At 77.8% G+C, this 18,720-nt stretch carries 12 protein-coding genes and 2 pseudogenes; 3 read left to right on the plus strand and 11 right to left on the minus strand.

Translation table 11 applies throughout. From position 1 onward, the window contains the following. Positions 1 to 116 precede the first annotated feature (116 nt). From JD79_RS19135 to mraZ, 11 genes and pseudogenes are all read right to left on the minus strand, one after another. Entirely contained in the window at positions 117 to 905 is a 789-nt protein-coding gene (locus JD79_RS19135; protein ID WP_245900223.1) for a cell division protein FtsQ/DivIB, read from the minus strand. Next, positions 902 to 2,350 (minus strand): UDP-N-acetylmuramate--L-alanine ligase, encoded by a 1,449-nt coding sequence (murC, locus tag JD79_RS19140; protein WP_110006803.1) that lies wholly within the window; start codon positions 2,348 to 2,350, stop codon positions 902 to 904. The genes JD79_RS19135 and murC overlap by 4 nt, the downstream gene beginning before the upstream one ends. Continuing rightward, complete coding sequence (gene murG / locus JD79_RS19145; protein WP_110006804.1) at positions 2,340 to 3,440, minus strand: undecaprenyldiphospho-muramoylpentapeptide beta-N-acetylglucosaminyltransferase; 1,101 nt, start codon at positions 3,438 to 3,440, stop codon at positions 2,340 to 2,342. The genes murC and murG overlap by 11 nt, the downstream gene beginning before the upstream one ends. Positions 3,441 to 3,825: 385 nt before the next feature. Then, positions 3,826 to 4,941: pseudogene (gene ftsW, locus JD79_RS19150) on the minus strand (putative lipid II flippase FtsW); the annotation flags it as partial. Between the two features lie 95 nt (positions 4,942 to 5,036). Next, positions 5,037 to 6,116, minus strand: coding sequence for a phospho-N-acetylmuramoyl-pentapeptide-transferase (mraY, locus tag JD79_RS19155; protein ID WP_110006805.1), 1,080 nt, complete (start codon positions 6,114 to 6,116; stop codon positions 5,037 to 5,039). Then, a complete protein-coding gene (locus tag JD79_RS19160) occupies positions 6,113 to 7,567 on the minus strand; it encodes a UDP-N-acetylmuramoyl-tripeptide--D-alanyl-D-alanine ligase (protein WP_110006806.1) in 1,455 nt (484 codons plus the stop codon). Before JD79_RS19160 ends, mraY begins: the two co-directional genes overlap by 4 nt. Next, complete coding sequence (locus tag JD79_RS19165) at positions 7,564 to 9,153, minus strand: UDP-N-acetylmuramoyl-L-alanyl-D-glutamate--2,6-diaminopimelate ligase (RefSeq protein WP_110006807.1); 1,590 nt, start codon at positions 9,151 to 9,153, stop codon at positions 7,564 to 7,566. The genes JD79_RS19160 and JD79_RS19165 overlap by 4 nt, the downstream gene beginning before the upstream one ends. 101 nt (positions 9,154 to 9,254) lie before the next feature. Further along, positions 9,255 to 11,072, minus strand: coding sequence for a peptidoglycan D,D-transpeptidase FtsI family protein (locus JD79_RS19170; protein WP_245900224.1), 1,818 nt, complete (start codon positions 11,070 to 11,072; stop codon positions 9,255 to 9,257). A 145-nt stretch (positions 11,073 to 11,217) separates the two neighbouring features. Continuing rightward, positions 11,218 to 11,538: a cell division protein FtsL gene (gene ftsL / locus JD79_RS19175; RefSeq protein ID WP_484098145.1), complete on the minus strand. Its 321-nt coding sequence runs from the start codon at positions 11,536 to 11,538 to the stop codon at positions 11,218 to 11,220. A 384-nt stretch (positions 11,539 to 11,922) separates the two neighbouring features. Further along, positions 11,923 to 12,885, minus strand: a complete 963-nt coding sequence (gene rsmH / locus JD79_RS19180; protein ID WP_110006809.1) for a 16S rRNA (cytosine(1402)-N(4))-methyltransferase RsmH — start codon at positions 12,883 to 12,885, stop codon at positions 11,923 to 11,925. A 376-nt stretch (positions 12,886 to 13,261) separates the two neighbouring features. Further along, positions 13,262 to 13,696, minus strand: coding sequence for a division/cell wall cluster transcriptional repressor MraZ (mraZ, locus tag JD79_RS19185; protein ID WP_110006810.1), 435 nt, complete (start codon positions 13,694 to 13,696; stop codon positions 13,262 to 13,264). 336 nt (positions 13,697 to 14,032) lie between these two features. Between mraZ and JD79_RS19190 the strand changes: the two genes are divergently transcribed. The 3 genes and pseudogenes from JD79_RS19190 to JD79_RS23980 form a co-directional block, all read left to right on the plus strand. Beyond that, complete coding sequence (locus tag JD79_RS19190; RefSeq protein WP_110006811.1) at positions 14,033 to 15,016, plus strand: AAA family ATPase; 984 nt, start codon at positions 14,033 to 14,035, stop codon at positions 15,014 to 15,016. A gap of 5 nt (positions 15,017 to 15,021) precedes the next feature. Beyond that, a complete protein-coding gene (locus JD79_RS19195) occupies positions 15,022 to 16,434 on the plus strand; it encodes a DUF58 domain-containing protein (protein WP_245900225.1) in 1,413 nt (470 codons plus the stop codon). A gap of 190 nt (positions 16,435 to 16,624) precedes the next feature. Then, positions 16,625 to 18,124, plus strand: a pseudogene (locus JD79_RS23980) (transglutaminase TgpA family protein); the annotation flags it as partial. Positions 18,125 to 18,720 lie beyond the last annotated feature (596 nt).

The raw sequence follows: 18,720 nt of genomic DNA on the forward strand, positions 1-18,720 counted from the left end.
CGGCGGCGCACCGCCGCGACCGCTGTCCGCGCCCGCCCGCGCACCCTCTGCGAGGACCTCGGCCCTCCTGCGGGGGCCCGCGGCGAGCACGCGAGCCGTGGGGGGCAGGGAGGTCCTCACCGGAGGACGACGGCGCGCGGAGCGCTCACGTCGATCGCGGCCGCGGGGTCGAGCGCACCGGAGGCGACCTGGGCCAGCAGGGCCACGAGCACGGCGGCCTTGTCGTCGGCGTCGTCGGCACCGCCCCAGACGACGGTCGTGCCGTCGGCCAGGGTCAGCGTGACGTCCTCGCCGGTGGTGGCCCGGGCGCCGGTGACCTGCGCGCGGACGTCGGACGGCAGCGACACCAGCGCGCCCAGGGCCGAGCGGGTGGCCGGGTCGTCGGGGCCCGGTGCGGCGACGTCGAGCGGGACGACGCCCTCGGGCGCCTCGCCGGTGACGGTGTCGAAGAGCACGCCGGAGGCGTCGACCAGCGAGCGCGTGCCGGCCTGCTCGACGACCGCGACCGGCCGCCGCTCGACCACCGTGACGACGACGCTGCGCGGCCAGCCCCGGGTGACCGCGACGTCGGCCACCTGGGGCAGCCGGGCCACGCGTGCCGCCGCGGCCTCGACGTCGACCCGCAGCAGCGGCGTCCCCCCGGGGATCCCGGCGGCGGAGCGCACCTGCTCGGCGGTGAGCGTCGTGGCGCCGTCGACGCGGACCTGGTGCACGGCCAGCAGCGGGCTGGCCCACACCGCCCACCAGGCCAGGGCGACGACGGCGACGGCGACCACCGCGCGGACGACGCGGCGCCGGCGGCGGTCGGCCGGGGTGTCGCGGCGCGGGCGGCGCCGGGCCGGCCGGACGACCTCGGCCGGGACCCCGCGCTCCCGGTCGGCGGTCGTCAGGCCGGAGCGGCTCACTGCCGGGGGTCCCCGTCGTCGCCGGGAACGCCGCCGTCCAGCGCGGCGAGGACCTCCGGGCCGAGCATCGAGACGTTGCCGGCGCCCATGGTGATGACCAGGTCGCCGGGACGGGCGCGGCCGGCCAGGGCCGGCGCGGCCGCCGACCACGAGGGCTCGAAGGCCACCTGCCCGGCCGGCAGCGGGACGGCGTCGGCCACCAGCGCCCCGGTGACGCCGGGCACGGGGTCCTCGCGGGCGCCGTACACGTCCATGACCACGACCTCGTCGGCCAGGCCGAGGGCGGCGCCGAAGGCGGTCGCGAACTCGCGGGTGCGGCTGTAGAGGTGCGGCTGGAAGGCGACGACGACGCGCCCCTCGCCGGCCACCGCGCGGGCGGCGCGCAGCTGGGCGGTCACCTCGGTCGGGTGGTGGGCGTAGTCGTCGTAGACGCGCACCCCCGCGGCCACGCCCTTGAGCTCGAACCGGCGGTGCACGCCGCCGAAGCGCTCGAGCCCCGCGATCAGACCCTCGGCGGGCAGGCCGAGCTCGAGGCCGGCCAGCAGCGCGGCGGCGCTGTTGCGGGCCATGTGCTCGCCGGGCACCCGGATCCGGACCCGGCCGAGCACCGCGCCGTCCAGGACGGCGATCCAGCTCGTGGCGTCCGGGCCGACGTCGAGGTCGACCATCCGCAGGTCGGCGTCCGCGGCGGTGCCGTAGGTGCGCACCCGGGCCGGCGTCGGGACGCCGCGCAACCGGGCCGCGCCGGGGTCGTCGGCGCAGAGGACGACGAACCCGCCGGGGTGCACCGTGCCGAGGAACCGGTCGAAGGCCGCCTCGACCGCGGCGAGGTCGCCGTAGTTGTCCAGGTGGTCGGCCTCGACGTTGGTGACGATCGCCCCGTGGGGGGCCAGCAGCAGGAAGGAGCGGTCGCTCTCGTCGGCCTCGGCGACGAAGACGTCGCCCTCCCCCGCGTGCGCGTTGCTGCCCGACTCGTTGAGGGTGCCGCCGATGGCGAAGGACGCGTCGACCCCGCAAGCCTGCACGGCGACGGTGAGCATGGAGGTGGTCGAGGTCTTGCCGTGGGTCCCGGCGACGGCCACGCTGCGCCGCCCCGCCATGACCGCGGCGAGCGCCACCGCGCGCGGCAGCACCAGCAGCCCGCGGGCGCGGGCGGCGGCGAGCTCGGGGTTGTCCTCGCGGATCGCGGAGGAGACCACCACGCTGTCGGCGTCGCCGAGGTGGGCGGCCTCGTGCCCGACCTCCACCCGGGCGCCCAGGGCGCGCAGCGCCAGCAGGGTCGGGGTGTCGCGCCGGTCGCTGCCGGAGACCCGCACCCCGCGGGCCAGCAGGATGCGCGCGATGCCGCTCATGCCGGCACCGCCGATCCCGACGAAGTGCACCGCGCCGAGCTCCTCCAGGGAGGGCACGGGCGCCGTCCAGGCCGCCGTCGCGTCAGCGGTCACCGGTGGCCACCTCCAGCACGATGTCGGCCAACCGCTCGTCGGCGTCGGGCACACCGGCCGCCGCCGCGTGCGCGGCGTACGCCGAGAGCGCGGCGGGGTCGGTCAGGAGCGGCAGCAGGGTGGCCTCGATCCAGGAGGGCGAGAGGTCGGCGTCGTCGACCAGGAGCCCGCCGCCGGCCTCCACCACCGGCAGGGCGTTGCGCCGCTGCTCGCCGTTGCCGATGGGCAGCGGCACGAACGCCGCGGGCAGGCCGACCGCCGAGAGCTCCGCGACGGTCACCGCGCCCGAGCGGCACAGCGCCAGGTCGGCGGCGGCGTAGGCGAGGTCCATCCGCTCCAGGTAGTCGACGACGACGTAGGGCGCCGCGCCGGCCGGGCGGGGCGGCACCGAGACGTCGGTGTTCTTGGGGCCGCGGGCGTGCAGCACCTGGACGCCGGCGGAGGTGAGCGCGTCGGCCGCGGCGGTGGCCGCCCGGTTGAGCGAGGCCGCGCCCTGCGAGCCGCCGAAGACCAGCAGCGTGGGCCGGTCGGCGTCCAGGCCGAAGGTCTCCCGGGCCTCGGCGCGCCGGGCGGCGCGGTCCAGGCCGCTGATCGCCGTGCGCAGCGGCATGCCCACGTGCTCGCCGCGGTGCAGCGGCGTGTCCGGCACGGTGACCGCCACGCGGGCGGCGATCCGCGCACCGATCCGGTTGGCGAGCCCGGGCAGCGCGTTCTGCTCGTGCACGACCACCGGCACCCCCGCGCGCCGGGCGGCCAGGTAGGCCGGCAGCGCGACGTACCCGCCGAACCCGACGACGACGTCGGCGGCCAGCTCCTCGAGCAGCGCGCGGGTCTCGGCGACCGAGCGGCGCACCCGGCCGGGCACGCGCAGCAGGTCGAGCGTGGGCCTGCGGGGCAGCGGGACGGGCGGGATCAGCCGCAGGTCGTAGCCGCGGGCGGGCACCAGCCGGGTCTCCATGCCGCGGGCGGTGCCCAGGCAGGTGATCCGCGGCGCCTCGGAGCGGCGGCCGAGCGCGTCGGCCAGCGCCAGCATCGGCTCGATGTGGCCGCCGGTGCCGCCACCGGCCAGGACCACCGACCGCGGGCTCACCGGGACCGTCCCGGGCGGTCGGCCGGGCGCACGGGGGCGCGGTCGCGGTCGGCCGGGCGGGCCGGCACGCGGTCCCGCTCGGGCGCCGGGCGGCCGGGGACGCCCCGCGGCGGTCGGCCGGCCGCGGCCCGTCGGGCAGGTGGACGTCGGCGGCGCGCCGCACCGGGTGGGCCTCCACGGGACGGCGGCCGACCGGGCGGGGTGCCCGCTCGGGGCGGGGCCGGCGGGGCCGGACCGGGTCGACGGCGTGCGCGGGGACGGGCAGCAGCCAGCGGGCCAGGCGGCCGCGCGGGACGCGGCGCAGGTGCTCGATGGCGTCGGGCTCGGATCGGGCGAAGCGGATGAGGAGTCCCACGATGAAGAGGGTGAGCACCAGCGAGGTGCCACCGGCGGAGACCAGCGGCAGCGTGACCCCGGTGACCGGGAGCAGGCCCACCACGTAGCCCATGTTCAGGGCCGCCTGGCCGACCAGCCAGACGGTGATCGCCACGCTGGCCAGCGACACGAAGCGGTCGGCCGAGCGGCGGGCGATGCGGAAGCCGGCGTAGGCCAGCACCGCGTAGAGGGTGATCACGACCAGGCAGCCGAGGAAGCCGAGCTCCTCGCCGATGATCGCGAAGATGTAGTCCGACTCGGCCTCGGGCAGCAGGTTCCACTTCATGGCGCTGTTGCCCAGGCCCACGCCCCACAGGCCGCCGGTGGCCAGGGCGTAGAAGCCACGGATCGCCTGGAAGCCGGTGTCGGTGGGGTCGTCGAAGGGGTGGAGGAACGCGGTGACCCGCTCCATCCGGTACTCCGACGTCCCGACCATGAGGACGACGAGGGTGACCACGCCCGCCCCGGCGATCGCCCAGAGCCGGCCGGGCAGGCCGCCGGCGTAGAGCAGGCCCGCCACGACCAGCAGGAGGCTGACCACCGCGCCGAAGTCCGGCTCGAGCATGAGCAGCCCGCACAGCAGGACGAACACCGGGACCAGCGGCAGCAGCAGCGTCTTGACCGTCAGGTGCCGCCCGTGCACGGCCAGCACGTGCGCGCCCCACAGGGAGACGACGAGCTTGGACAGCTCGGAGGGCTGGAAGTCGGTGAAGCCGAGGCTGATCCACGCCCGGGAGCCGTTGTACTCCACGCCGATGCCCGGCACGAGCACCGCCACCAGCAGGACGACGACGGCGACGAGCGCCATCGGCGACCAGCGGCGGACCAGACCCGCGGGCAGCCGCACCGCCACCCCGAGGGCGACCAGGCCGAGGGCGGCGAACAGCAGCTGGTCGACGCCGGGGCGCCAGGCCGGCTGGTCGGCCAGCGCGGCCTCGATCGCCGAGGCGGAGAAGACCATCACCAGCCCGATGGCCAGCAGCAGCCCGGCGGCGCCGATGACCAGGTGGCAGCTGGTCATGGGCCCGTCGAGCCAGGCGGGCCCGCGCAGCCGCGGGCGCGGGCCGGCGGCGGGCGCCCGGCGCGGCGTGCGGCGGGTGCGGGTCGACTCGCTCCGGCCGTCCATCCCGCCATCGTCGCCGCTGGCGGCGTGCAGCCGGGTCAACGGCCGCGCGTGTCGCGCCCGGTCCCCGCGGGACCGCACGCTCCCCGACCGCGTGCTCACAGCCCGGTGATGGACAGCCAGTCGGCGTAGAACAGTCCGAGGCCGAAGGCCACGGCCATGCCGGTGACCAGCCAGAACCGCACGATGACGGTGTTCTCCGCCCACCCGGCCAGCTCGAAGTGGTGGTGCAGCGGTGCCATCCGGAACACCCGGCGGCGGGTGGCGCGGAAGAAGGCCACCTGGATGACCACCGAGAGGGTCACCGCGACGAACAGGCCGCCGAGCACGATGAGCAGCAGCTCGGTGCGGGTGACGACGGCCAGCCCGGCCAGCAGGCCGCCGAGGGCCAGCGAGCCGGTGTCGCCCATGAAGATCCGCGCCGGGCTGGTGTTCCACCACAGGAAGCCCAGGCAGGCGCCGAGGCCGGCGGCGGCCACCAGCGTGATGTCGAGCGGGTCGCGCACCTGGTAGCAGCCGTCGACGAGCGCGCTGGAGCAGTCGTGGGTGAACTGCCAGAACGAGATGACCGTGTAGGCGCCGCAGACCATGGCCGAGCAGCCGGCCGCCAGCCCGTCGAGGCCGTCGGTCAGGTTGACCGCGTTGGAGAACCCGGCGATGAACAGGTAGGCCAGGATCACGAACCCGACCGAGCCGAGGAACAGCGGCCCGATGTCGCGGACGAAGGAGACGAACTCGGAGGCCGGCCGCACGCCGGCCTCGTCCGGGAAGTTCATGGCGAGCACGGCGAAGGAGACGCCGACGACCAGCTGGCCGACCAGCTTCGACGTCTTGTTGAGGCCGAGGCTCCGCCGGAACCGGATCTTGAGGTAGTCGTCGAGGAAGCCGACGGTGCCCAGGCCCACCATGAGGAAGAGCACCAGCAGCCCGCTGGCGGTGACCCCGCGGTTGGGCTGGCCGATGAGGAACAGGTGCGAGAGCAGGTACCCGCCGACCGTCGCACCGACGATGACGGTGCCCCCCATGGTGGGCGTGCCCTTCTTCGACAGGTGGGACTCGGGACCGTCGTCGCGGATCTCCTGCCCGAAGCCGCGCCGGCGGAAGACCCGGACGGCCAGCGGCGTGCAGAGGATCGAGATGATCAGCCCGAAGGCCGCTGCGATGAGGACGGACTTCACGCGCCTGCCCCGGCCCGGTCCCCGTCGGCCCCGTCCGCGGTCAGCAGGCCGTCCGCCAGGACCTCCAGCCCGTGGGACCGGCTGGCCTTCACCAGCACGACGTCACCGGGCACCAGCACCTCCGAGAGCAAGTCGAGTGCGGCCGCCCGGTCGGGCACGGACACGGCGGCCGTCCCGTGCCCTCCTCCGGCGCCCTGCCCGTGGCGGGCACCGGCGGCCGTGGCACCCGCCACCATCCCTACCCCATCCGGCCCGACGGCGACGAGCAGGTCGACCCCGGCGGCGACCGCGTCTCGCCCCAGCCGCTCGTGCTCGGCGTCGGCGTCGGGACCGAGCTCGGCCATCCCGCCGAGGACGGCGACCCGGCGGGTCGCGGGGAGCCCGGCGAGCGCGGCGAGGGCGGCGCGCATCGACTCGGGGTTGGCGTTGTAGGCGTCGTTGACCACGGTGACCCCGTCGGCGCGGCGGGTGACCTCCATGCGCCAGCGGCTGCGCGGCCGCGCGGCCGACAGCGCCGCGGCGACCGCGGCGGGGGTCATGCCGGCGGCCAGCGCGGCGGCGGCGGCCGACAGCGCGTTGGCCACCTGGTGCTCCCCCACGACCTGCAGCGCCACCGGGTGTTCCTCCCCGGCGGCGGCGAGGGTGAAGCGGGCGCGGGCGGCGTCGTCGAGCGTGACGCCGGTGGCGCGGACGTCGGCGTCCGCCGAGCGGCCGGTGGTGACCACCCGGGCACGGGTGCGCGGCGCCATCCCGAGCACCCGCGGGTCGTCGGCGTTGAGGACGGCGGTCCCGGACTCCGGCAGCGCCTCCACCAGCTCGCCCTTGGCCAGCGCGATCCCGTCGACCGAGCCGAACTCCCCGAGGTGCGCCGAGCCGACGTTGAGGACGACGCCGACGTCGGGCCGGGCGACGCCGCACAGCCGGGCGATGTGGCCGACGCCGCGCGCGCCCATCTCCAGCACCAGGTGGCGGGTCGTCTCGTCGGCCGACAGCACGGTGAGCGGCAGGCCGATGTCGTTGTTGAAGGAGCCGGGCGGGCTGACCGTGGGCCCGGCGGCGGCGAGCACCTGGCCGAGCAGGTCCTTGGTCGAGGTCTTGCCCGAGGAGCCGGTGATGCCGATCGTCAGCAACCCGCCCGCCCGCGGGCCGTCCGCGGCCAGCCGGGTGTGCACGGCGGCGGCCAGCCGGCCCAACGCGGCGACGGCGTCGTCGACGACCAGCGCCGGCAGCGGGCCACCGGGGCGGGTGGTCAGCGCGGCGACGGCACCGGCGGCGGCCGCGGCGTCGAGGAAGTCGTGCCCGTCGACGCGCTCGCCGGCGACGGCGACGAACAGGTCGCCGGGGCCGACGGTGCGCGAGTCGAGGGTGACGCCGGTGACGGTCCCCTCGGCGGCGTGCGGAAGCGCTGCGCCGACGGCCTCCGCGACCTCGGCGAGGGTCAGGGCGATCACCGGCGGGCCGCCCCGGCGGGCGTGCCGGCGGTGGTGGCGGCGGTGGCGGCAGTGGTGGCGGCGGTGGTGGCGGCGATGACCTCGCGCAGCACCGCGCGGTCGTCGAACGGCGTCACGGTGCCGGCGACCTCCTGACCCGACTCGTGTCCCTTGCCGGCCACCAGGACGGTGTCGCCGGGGCCTGCCAGCGCGACGGCGCGGGCGATGGCCGCCCGGCGGTCGCCGATCTCCTCGACCGACCCGCGCCGCTCGGCCGGCACGCCGGCGAGGACGGCGGCGCGGATGGCCGCGGGGTCCTCCGAGCGCGGGTTGTCGTCGGTGACGACGAGGTGGTCGCTGCCGAGCGCCGCGGCGGCACCCATCGCCGGGCGCTTGCCGGGGTCGCGGTCACCGCCACAGCCGAGCACGGTCACCAGCCTGCCGGTGGTGGCGCCGCGCAGCGCGGCGAGCGCGGAGGCGACGGCGTCCGGGGTGTGCGCGTAGTCGACGACGGCGGTGAACGGCTGGCCGGCGTCGACCGGCTCCATGCGGCCGGGGACGACGGCGCCGCCGATCCCCTCCAGCGCCGCCGGTACCGGGACGCCGACCGCGTCGAGCAACGCGACGGCGAGCACGGCGTTGGTGACGTTGAACCGCCCGGGCAGGCGCACCCGGGCGGGCCAGGTGCCGCCGGGGCCGGTGAGGGTGAACGCCGATCCGCCGTCCGGGGCGGCCTCGACGCCGGTGGCCGTCCAGTCCGCCCCGGCCCCCGCTGCCGAGACGGTGACCGCCCGATCCCCGAGCATCCCGGCCAGGCGGCGGCCGTGGTCGTCGTCGACCACGACGACCTCCCGCGCGGCGCGGCCGTCGAACAGCAGCGCCTTGGCCCGGAAGTAGTCCTCGAGGTCGCGGTGGAAGTCGAGGTGGTCCTGGCTGAGGTTGGTGAACCCGGCGGCGGCGAAGGGCACGCCGCCGACCCGGCCCTGCACCAGCGCGTGGCTGGAGACCTCCATGACCACGGTGTCGACCCCGGACTCGGCCATGGTGGCCAGCAGGGCGTGCAGCACGGGCGCCTCGGGCGTGGTGCGGACGCTGGGGAAGGCGGTCTCGCTCCCCCGCGCGCGCACGCGGGTCTGCACGGTGCCGATCAGGCCGGTGCCGTGCCCGGCGGCGGCCAGGCCGGCCTCCACCAGGTACGCCGTCGTCGTCTTGCCGTTGGTGCCGGTGATGCCGATGACCGGCAGCCGGCGGGCCGGCTCGCCGTACACCCGGGCGGCGACGTCGCCGAGCAGCGCCCGCGGCCCGTCGACGACGCACACGGGCAGGCCGGTGGCGGCGGCCTGCTCCAGGCCCGCGGGGTCGGTGAGGACGGCGACCGCGCCCCGGCCGGCGGCGTCGGCGGCGTAGCGCGCGCCGTGGGTGCGGGCGCCGGGGAGCGCGGCGTACAGGTCGCCGGGGCGCACCTCGGGCGAGGCGAGCGTGACGCCGGTGACCGTCGTCGCGGGATCCCCCTGCACGGGGTCGCCGAGGAGGTCGCGCAGCGCGCTGAGGGCGAGCGGGCGGGTCCCCGCAGGCCGGGGCACCGACCCGGGTCCGGTCGGGCTCACGTCGGCCCAATCTACCGGCGGACCCGTCCCGTCCCGCGCACCCGCGGGCCCTCGGCGGTGTCCCGCCCCGTGCACTCCCGCGGACGTGCCCGTCCCGCGCCTCAGTCCCCGGCGGGGCCGCCGGTCGCGGCCTCGGCGAGGTCCTCACCGGTGAGCGCGAAGTCCGGCCGCGGCGTGCCGGAGGGCACCACCCCGCCCTCGGTGAGCACGTAGCGCATGACGTCGGCGAACACGGGCGCGGCGACCTGGCCGCCCTCCGCGGAGCTGGTGGGCCGCTCGAGGTCGACCGCGACGACGTACTGCGGGTCGTCGGCGGGGGCGAACCCGACGAACGTGGTCACGTAGCCGCCGCCCTCGTAGCAGCCGCACTCGGGGTTGGCCCGCTGCGCCGTCCCCGTCTTGCCGGCGACGCGGTAGCCCTCGACCTCGCCCAGCGGTGCCGTGCCGCCCGGGCCGACGACGGCCTCGAGCATGTGGGCGAGGGCGTCGGCGGTGTCCTCGCTGACCACGCGGGTCGGCTCCGGCGCGGCCGGGGTCGACGTCGTCCCGTCGGGCGCGGTCACCGAGGCGACCACCCGAGGCGGTACGCGCACGCCGCCGTTGGCGAGGGTCTGGTAGATCGAGGCCATCTGCAGCGTCGTCACGGACACGCCCTGCCCGATCGGCACGTTGGCCGCGCGGCTCTCGGTCCAGTCGGCGGAGTCCTGCAGGATGCCGGCGCTCTCGCCGGGCAGCTCGATGCCGGTCTCCTCGCCGATGCCGAAGGCGCGCAGGTAGCGCTCGAGCGTGTCGTCGCCGACCTCGCGGGCCAGCATGATCGTCCCGACGTTGCTGGACTTGGCGAGGATGCCGGTCACCGTCCAGTCGACCGGGGCGTGGTCGTGGGCGTCGGTGACGACGGCGTCGCCGGCCTGGATGTGCCCGTTGACGGTGAGCACCCGGTCGGGGGTGGCCTTCCCCTCCTCGACGGCGGCCGCCATGGTCACCGCCTTCATCACCGAGCCGGGCTCGAAGACGTCGGAGACCACCGGGTTGCCGAGCAGCTCCGGGTCGGTGCTGCCGGCCTGCCCGGGGTCGTAGCCGGGGCAGGACCCCATCGCCACGACCTGTCCGGTGTGCACGTCGAGCACCACCGCGGAGGCGCGGGTGGTCGCGCCGTCGGCACAGGCCTCCGCCAGGCGCTGCTCGGTCGTGTACTGCACGTCCTGGTCGATGGTGAGCTCGACGGTGCTGCCGTCGGTGGCCGGCGACGACTCGTCGATGCCCGAGGGGATCGGGTTGCCGCCGCTGCCCACCTCGACCCGCCGCTGCCCGTCGGTGCCGGCGAGCGCGTCCTGGAAGCGCAGCTCGACACCGCCCAGGCCCTCGCCGTCGCGGCCCACGAAGCCGATCACCTGCCCGCCGACGGTCCCGGTCGGGTAGAGCCGCACCGGGTCGTCCTCGAAGACGATCCCGGCCAGGTCGAGCGCGTCGATGGCGTCGACGGTCTCCGGCGACACCTGCCGGGCCAGGACGACGTAGCGGCCGTCCCGGGTCAGCTCCTCGGTCAGGTCGGCCACCGGCACGTCGAGCAGCGCGGTGAGCGCCAGCGCGGTGCGCTCGGGGTCCTCGACGACGGTGGGGTCGGCCACCACCCGCGAGGCGTCGACGGTGTAGGCGAAGGGGTTGCCGTCCCGGTCGACGATCGCGCCGCGCAGGGCGGCGATGGGATAGGTGCGCAGCCGGTCCTGCTCGGCGGCGTTGGCGTAGGCCCCGCCGTCGACGCCCTGCAGCAGCACCAGCTTGCCGGTGACCACCAGCAGCGGGACGACGACGAGGACCAGGCCCCACCACAGCCGCCCGGGGCCGGAGGTCAGCGGCCGGCCGACCCGCCGGCTGCCGGGGGCGCGGCGCGGCGCGAAGGCCCCCGACCGCGGCACCGGCTCCCGCGTCAGGGGCTCACGGGGGCCGCGGGGCGCACCGGCGCGTGGGGAGGGACGGGGCACGGCGCCCCGGCTGCCGCGGGGAGCGGTGCGCGGGGCGGTGCGGCGGCCGGGCTCGGGGCCGCGGACGGGAGGGGCCACCTCAGCCCTCCCCCTCGGGCGCCCCGGGGGTCTCGGGGACCGGGGCCGGCTCCGGCGCGCCGCGCAGGACGGCCGCGCCGTCCTCGCCGAGCACGAGGTGGCCGGCGGCCCCGGCGGGCACCAGGCCGGCGGCGACGGCGGCCGCGGCCAGCTGCGCCGGCGTGTTGCCGGAGACGACCTGCTGCTCCAGCTCCTGCACCTCCTCGGCCTTCTCGGCGTTGGCGGTGCGCAGCTCGGTGGCCCGCAGCGAGTTGACCGCGATCGCGGTGTTGAGGACCAGCAGGCCGATGGTGGTGAGCACCAGCAGCCCGACGAGCGCCAGCGCGAACGGCGCGCGCCGCCGGGCGTCGGCCCGGCGGGTCCGGGCCCGCCGCCGGGCAGCAGCCGCAGCTCGGGCGCCGGCGTCCGGGTGGCGGCGGTCCGGGCCGAGGAGGTCCGGGCCGTGGAGGTGCGGGCCGTGGAGGTGCGGGCCGTGGAGGTGCGGGTGGGGGTGACCCGGGGCGCCGGTCCCGTGGTCCGGGTCCGGCCGGGGACGGCGCGCAGCGGCCGCGCCGCCGAGGTGCGGGCGCCGCGGTCCCCCGGGGGCCGCGGCGGTGTCGGCTCGGCGCGCGAGGCACGGGCGGCGGCGCTCACGCGTCCTCCTCGCCGGCGCTCGCCGGCCGCGTCCGCGGGACTGCCGTGCCCATCGGCGCGCTCGCGAGCTCGCTCACGCGGCCCGCCGGATGCGCTCGGCCGCGCGGACCCGGGCCGAGGCCGCGCGCGGGTTGGCGGCGAGCTCGTCGTCGCCGGGTCCCTCGCCGCCGCGGGTGAGCAGGCGCAGCACGGGGCCGTACTCGGGCAGCCGGACCGGGAGCTCCGGCGGCGTGCGGTCGGTGGCACCGGCGGCGAGGGTCTGCTTCACGATGCGGTCCTCGAGCGAGTGGAAGGTGATGACGGCGATCCGGCCGCCCACGGCGAGCGCGTCCAGCGCCGCGGGCAGCGCCCGCTGCAGGGCGCCGAGCTCGTCGTTGACCTCGATCCGCAGCGCCTGGAAGGTCCGCTTGGCCGGGTGGCCGCCGGTGCGGCGGGTGGCGGCGGGGATGGAGTCGCGCACCAGGTGGGCCAGCCGCTCGGTGCGGCTGAACGGCTCGCGCGCCCGCTCGCGGACGATCGCCGCGGCGATGCGGGAGGCGAAGCGCTCCTCGCCGTAGACGCGCAGCACCCGGGCGAGCTCGGCCGCGGGATAGGTGTTGACGACGTCGGCGGCGCTGCGCGGGGCGCCGGGGTCCATCCGCATGTCCAGCGGCCCGTCGCCGGCGTAGCTGAAACCGCGCTCGGGGCGGTCGAGCTGCAGCGAGGAGACGCCGAGGTCGAACAGCACGGCCTGTACCTCGGGCAGGCCGAGCCGGTCGAGGACGTCGGGCAGCTCGTCGAAGACGGCCGGGACGAGGGTGACGCGGTCGGCGTGGCCGGCGGCGGCGATGCGGGCGGCCGCCTCGGCGCGCGCCTGGGGGTCGCGGTCGAGGCCGACCAGGCGCAACCCGGGGTGGGCGTCGAGGAGGGCCAGCGAGTGGCCGGCCAGGCCGAGGGTGGCGTCGACGAGCACGGCGCCCTCGGCGGCGCAGGCCGGCCCGAGCAGCTCGGTGACGCGGCCGAGGAGGACCGGGACGTGCACCGCGGGCGTGCTCACGACGGTCCTCCTCGCAGGTCGGGCCCCCGGGGCGGGGCGGGCGTCTCATGGTGACGCGGACGGCGGGTCGGCTGCGGGAGCTCGCCGGGCGTGCCGCGCGGGAGTGCGGTGTCCGGGGTGCGGGCGGGCCCGGGGAAGAGGAGACCCCCACCCCCCGCGGGACCGCCTGGCGCCGGGGAAGAGCGTCAGGAGGCCGCGGGGGGCGGGGGTCGCCGGATGCCGGTGGCCGGTCCGGCCGGCGGCGCGGGGAGGCGCCGGTTCCGCTGCTGCGGACCGAGCCGCGGGGAAGGCGGTTCGGGCCGCGTCCGGTCGAGCCGCGGGGAAGACGGCTCGCGACGGGGCGCGCGGCGGCCGGGGCGACCGGCGGGACGGGGGGTCAGGACAGCGTGGGCATCCCCTCGCTCTCCATGGCGGCGTAGGCCGCCTCCTGCTCCTCCACGTAGGCGTCCCACGTGGCCTGGTCCCAGATCTCGAAGCGGGTGTCGACACCGACGACGACGACGTCGCGGTCGAGGCCGGCGTACTGGCGGAGGTTGGCGGGGATGGTGATGCGGCCGGTCTTGTCCGGCTCGACCTCGACCATGGAGCCGAAGCTCATGCGGGCCCGCATGCGCGCCTCGGCGGTGTCGGCGGGGGCCATCGACGCGGCGGCGCGGCTCTGCTCGGCGACCCGGGCCAGGGTCAGGCCGTAGACGCAGCGCTCCTGCCCCTTCTTGATCACCATGCCGTCGGCCACCTGGTCGCGGAACCGCACCGGGAGTGCGAGCCGGCCCTTCTCGTCCAGACGCAACGCGAAGCTGCCGACGAACACCGGATCACCTCCCCCATCGGTCCTCCTCGCGTCCTCCGCGGACCCGGGACGGGCCCTGGCTCCCCACCGCGCCACACACTAACCCACTACGCCCCACCAGACACCACTCGACACCATGTCGTGACCGGTCTCCTCCACCCGCTCGCGTGCAGGTCAGGGGCGTGGGGACGGCCGGGGGAGCCGGGTGGGGCCCGGTGGGGGACGGCCCGCCGGGAGGGGTCCCGGGGACCTCCCGGACGGGGGCCTGGTGGGGACCCGGCAGGGACGGCCCGCGACGGTGCGGGGGCGGAACGCGATCGGCGTTGCGGACGGCTCCGGACACGTACCGTGTGTCGGGTGACCGACACCATCCGTGCGGCCGACGGGACGGCGGGGCTGCCGGTCGACGTCGCCGCCGAGGGCGCACGGATCGCGGCCAACGTGTCGCGCGTCGTCCAGGGCAAGCACGACGTCGTCCGCCTGGCCCTCGTGGTGCTGCTGGCCGAGGGGCACCTGCTCGTCGAGGACGTGCCCGGCACCGGCAAGACGACGCTGGCCAAGGCCCTGGCCGCCTCCATCGACGCCAGCGTGCGCCGCATCCAGTTCACGCCCGACCTGCTGCCGAGCGACGTCACCGGTGTGGCCGTCTACGACCAGGAGACGCGGGCCTTCGAGTTCAAGCCCGGCGCGGTGTTCGCCAACGTCGTCGTCGCCGACGAGATCAACCGGGCCTCGCCCAAGACCCAGTCGGCGCTGCTGGAGTGCATGGAGGAGCGCCAGGTCACCGTCGACGGCGTCAGCTACGAGCTGGCCCGGCCGTTCCTGGTGATGGCCACCCAGAACCCGGTGGAGATGGAGGGCACCTACCCCCTCCCCGAGGCGCAGCGCGACCGGTTCACCGCGCGGGTGTCCATGGGCTACCCCGACCGCGAGGCCGAGGTCGCCATGCTCGACGACCGCGGCACCACCGACCCCCTGACCAGCCTGCAGCCGGTGGCCGACGCCGCGACCGTGCGCGCGCTGGTCACCGCGGTGCAGGGACTGCACGTCTCCGACGCCATCCGCCGCTACGTCGTCGCGCTGGTCGAGGCCACCCGGCGCTCTCCCGACCTGCGGCTGGGCGCCTCCCCGCGGGCCGGGCTGCAGCTGCTGCGCACCGCCCGCGCCTCCGCCGCGCTGGCCGGGCGCGACCACGTGCTCCCCGACGACGTCCAGGCGATGGCCGGCCCCGTGCTCGCCCACCGGCTGCTGCTCACCGGCGACGCCGCGGCCGCCCGCCGCACCGCCGAGCAGGTCGTCGCGGGACTGCTGTCGTCGGTCCCCGTCCTCCGCGGGCGCTGACCGGCGTGGGCGGGCCGGTGCGCACGGCGCTGACGTCGCTCACCCTGCGCGGCCGCTGCCTGGTCGCCGCCGGGATCACCCTGCTCGCCCTGGGCATGCTGCTCGGGGAGCGGCCGCTGGTCCAGATCGCCGTCTTCGTGCTGGCGCTGCCGCTGCTGTCGGCGCTGGCCGTCTCCCGGCAGCGGTTCCGCGTCGGGGTCCGACGCACGGTCAGCCCGGCGCGGGTGCCGCGCGGGCAGGACGCCGAGGTGCTGCTCGAGGTCACCAACGCCGACCGGCGAGCCGGCCGGCTGTGGCTGCTGTCGGAGCAGCTGCCCGCCGACCTCGGCCGCACCCCCTCCTTCGTCGTCGAGCGGCTGCCCGGGGGCGACACCGCGGCGATGCGCTACCGGGTCTCCGGCGGCCGCCGCGGCCGCTTCCGGCTCGGCCCGCTGCGGCTGCGCCTGGTCGATCCCTTCGGGCTGGTGCAGCGCACCACCAGCGGCACCGACGGTGCGCCCCTCGTGGTCGTGCCCCGGGTGCGGCCGCTGGGTGCCGGCGGTCCGGGCGGCGGGCACGGCGGCGGCGGCGCGGGCGCCCGCCGCTCCATCGCGGTGCACGGCGAGGACGACGTCAGCACCCGGCAGTACCGGCACGGGGACGACCTGCGGAAGGTGCACTGGCGGGCCACCGCGCGCACCGGCGAGCTGATGGTCCGGCTGGAGGAGCGGCCCTGGCGTGCCCAGGCGGCCCTGCTGCTCGACACGCGCTCGGGCGCGCACCTGCTCACCCGCGCCGCGGGTCCCGGACCGGCGGCCGGCAGTACGCCCCCCGGCCCGCCCGGGGACCCGGCGCCACCGCACGACAGCCTCGAGTGGCTGGTGGAGGCGGCGGCCAGCATCGGCACCCACCTCGCGCAGCGCGGCGCGGTGCTGCGGGTGCTCACCACCGGCGGCGAGCTCACCCCGGCGGCGGGGCCCGCGGCGCGGGGAGCCGCGGGCCTGGGCAGCACCGAGCTGCTGGACCGGCTGGCCACGCTCGGCCCGGGCCGTGGCGCGGGCCTCGGGCAGGCCGCCCAGCTGGTGCACCGCGCGGCCGGCGAGGGTCCGGTCGTGGCACTGCTCGGCGCCGTCGGCCCCGACGACCTCACCGAGCTGGTCTCGGTGCGCTCGGGCCCGGCCCGCGACGTCGCCGTCCTGCTCGACGTCAGCAGCTGGGCCGATCCGGCTCCGCGCAGCCGGCGCGGCCTGTCGGGCACGGCCCGCGCGGCGCTCACCGCCCAGCTGGAGAAGTCGGCCACGCTGCTGCGCGGCGCCGGCTGGCAGGTGGTCGTCGCCGACGCCTCCCGCACCGTCGAGTCCGTGTGGGCCGACCTCGCCCTGTCGGCGGGGGACGGAGCCGGGTCGCGGCCCGGCGGGACCCTGGGGGTGCCGGCGTGACCGCCCTCGCCCCGCCGCCCGTCCGCGCCGGCGGGCCGGTCCCCCGCCGCACCGGCCCGCGCCGCCGCCCCCGGCCGAGCCCGCCGTCCCGGGCACCCTGCGCCGGGAGGGCGCCGCCACGCTGGCCGCGGCGGTCGCGACGGCGCTCGGCGTCTGCGCGCTGGGTCCGGTCTTCACCCGCCCCGCCTGGGTGCCGCCCGCGCTGGCCGCCGTCGCCGTGGTCGCCCTCACCGGGCTGGTGCTGCGGGCGGCCGGTCCGGCGCTGTGGGCCTGGGCCTCCGGCGGCCGCGTCCTGCCCGCGCGCGCCGCCGCCGTCGGCGTCCCCCTCGTGCCGCTGGGCCAGCTCGGCGCGCTGCTGTGCCTCATGACGCTGCTGTTCTCCCCGGCCGGCGCGATCGGCGGCTGGCTGCCCACCCCGGGCTCGCTGGCCGGCCTCGGCGCGGTGCTCACCGACGGCTCGGCCGAGATCCGCGAGCAGTCGACGCCGGCGCTGCCGCTGACCGGGCTGCTGGCGCTCACCGTGCTGCTGGTGGGGATCGTCGCGGTCGTCGTCGACCTGATCGCCGTCGGCGGCCGGCAGCCGGCCCTGGCCGGGCTGGGCCTGCTGGTGCTGTTCTGCGTGCCGGTCAGCACGGTGACCGGGAGCATCGGGCTGGCGGCGGTCGCGGCACCGGCGGCCGGGCTGGCGCTGCTGCTGTGGGCCGACCAGTCGCGGCGGCTGGCCGGCCGGGGCGGGCGCAGGAGGCGGGGCGGCGCCGGCGCGCTCGCCGCCACCGGCACCGCGCTGCTCGCGCTGCTCGTCGCACTGGTGGTGGGCAGCGTGGTCCCGGCCCTGCCCGAGGGCCGGCTGGCGCAGGGCTTCGGCTCCGGGGGCGGCGGCGGGTCCACCGGCACGGCGCTGGACCCGGCCGCGGCGCTGCAGGGCCAGCTCACGCTCCCCGAGCCGATCGACCTCCTGAAGGTCGACGCCTCGGTCCTCGACCCCGGCTACCTGCGCGTGGTGACCCTCGAGGTCTACTCCGCCGAGGAGGGCTGGACGGTCGGCAACCTCGACGGCGAGGAGTCGGTGGCGCAGGTCGAGGAGCTCGCGCCGCTGCCGGGGCGCCGCGAGGGCCGGGAGGTCACGGCCACGATCACCGCCGTCGGCCACGACGACCGGTTCCTGCCGGTGTTCGCCTCGCCGCTGGCGGTGTCCATCTCCGACCCCGGCGCCTGGCGGTTCGACCCGGCCGCCGGGACCGTCTTCGGCCGTGACGTGTCCACGACCGGCGACCGCTGGGCGGTCACCGCCGTCGAGCCGCAGCCCTCCGAGGAGGAGCTGCGCGCCTCCGGCCCGCTGCAGGGCGGCTCGTCGGTGCTCGAGCGGGACACCGCCCTGCCGCCGCTGGACCCCGCCGTCACGGAGCTGGTCGCGGGACTGACGGCCGACGCGGCCACCCCCTACGACGCGGTGCTCGCCATCCAGCGCCACTTCTCGCGGGAGAACGGCTTCGTCTACAGCCTCTCCACCACGCCGGGCACCACCGGCGACGACCTGGCCGACTTCCTGCGGCTCAAGCAGGGCTACTGCGAGCAGTACGCCGGTGCGATGGCCGCGATGGTCCGGGCCGCGGGCATCCCCGCCCGGGTGGCGCTCGGCTACACGCCCGGCCGGGTCCAGCCCGGCGGCGGGCGGATGGTCACCAGCGACGACGCGCACGCCTGGGTGGAGGTGTACTTCGACGACCTCGGCTGGATCCCGTTCGACCCGACGCCGATCGACAGCGAGCGCGCCGTCGACCTGCCGTGGGCGCCGCGGCCGGCCGACCAGGAGGTGCTCGAGCGCCCGCAGGACGTGCCGACCGTCCCGACCGCGCCCACCGGTCCGACGCCGGCCCCGCTGGACCGGGTGGACGGCGCCGTGCCGCAGGGCCAGACCGCCGCGCAGGGGTCGACGTCGGCGCGCCCGGTGCTCGTCGGCGCCGGCGTGCTGCTGGGGCTGGCCGCGCTGGGGCAGCGCCGGCCGGTGCGCGGGCGCTGCAGCGGCGTCGGCGGGTCGCCGGCGGCAGCCCGGCCGCGCTGTGGGACGAGCTGGCCGCGACCGCCCGCGACCTCGGGCTCCCCTGGGACCCGGCGCAGACCCCGCGCCAGCAGGCGGCCGCGCTCACCCGCCTGCTCGATGGGACCGGAGGCCGCGGTGCGCACCGGGCCGGCGGTGCCGGCGCCGCCGACGCGGTCGGGCGGCTGGCCCGCGCGGAGGAGGCGGCGAGCTACGGCCGTCCCGGCGCGGCCGCCGACCCGGCGCTG

This window comes from Geodermatophilus normandii, assembly GCF_003182485.1.
Taxonomy (GTDB): domain Bacteria; phylum Actinomycetota; class Actinomycetes; order Mycobacteriales; family Geodermatophilaceae; genus Geodermatophilus; species Geodermatophilus normandii.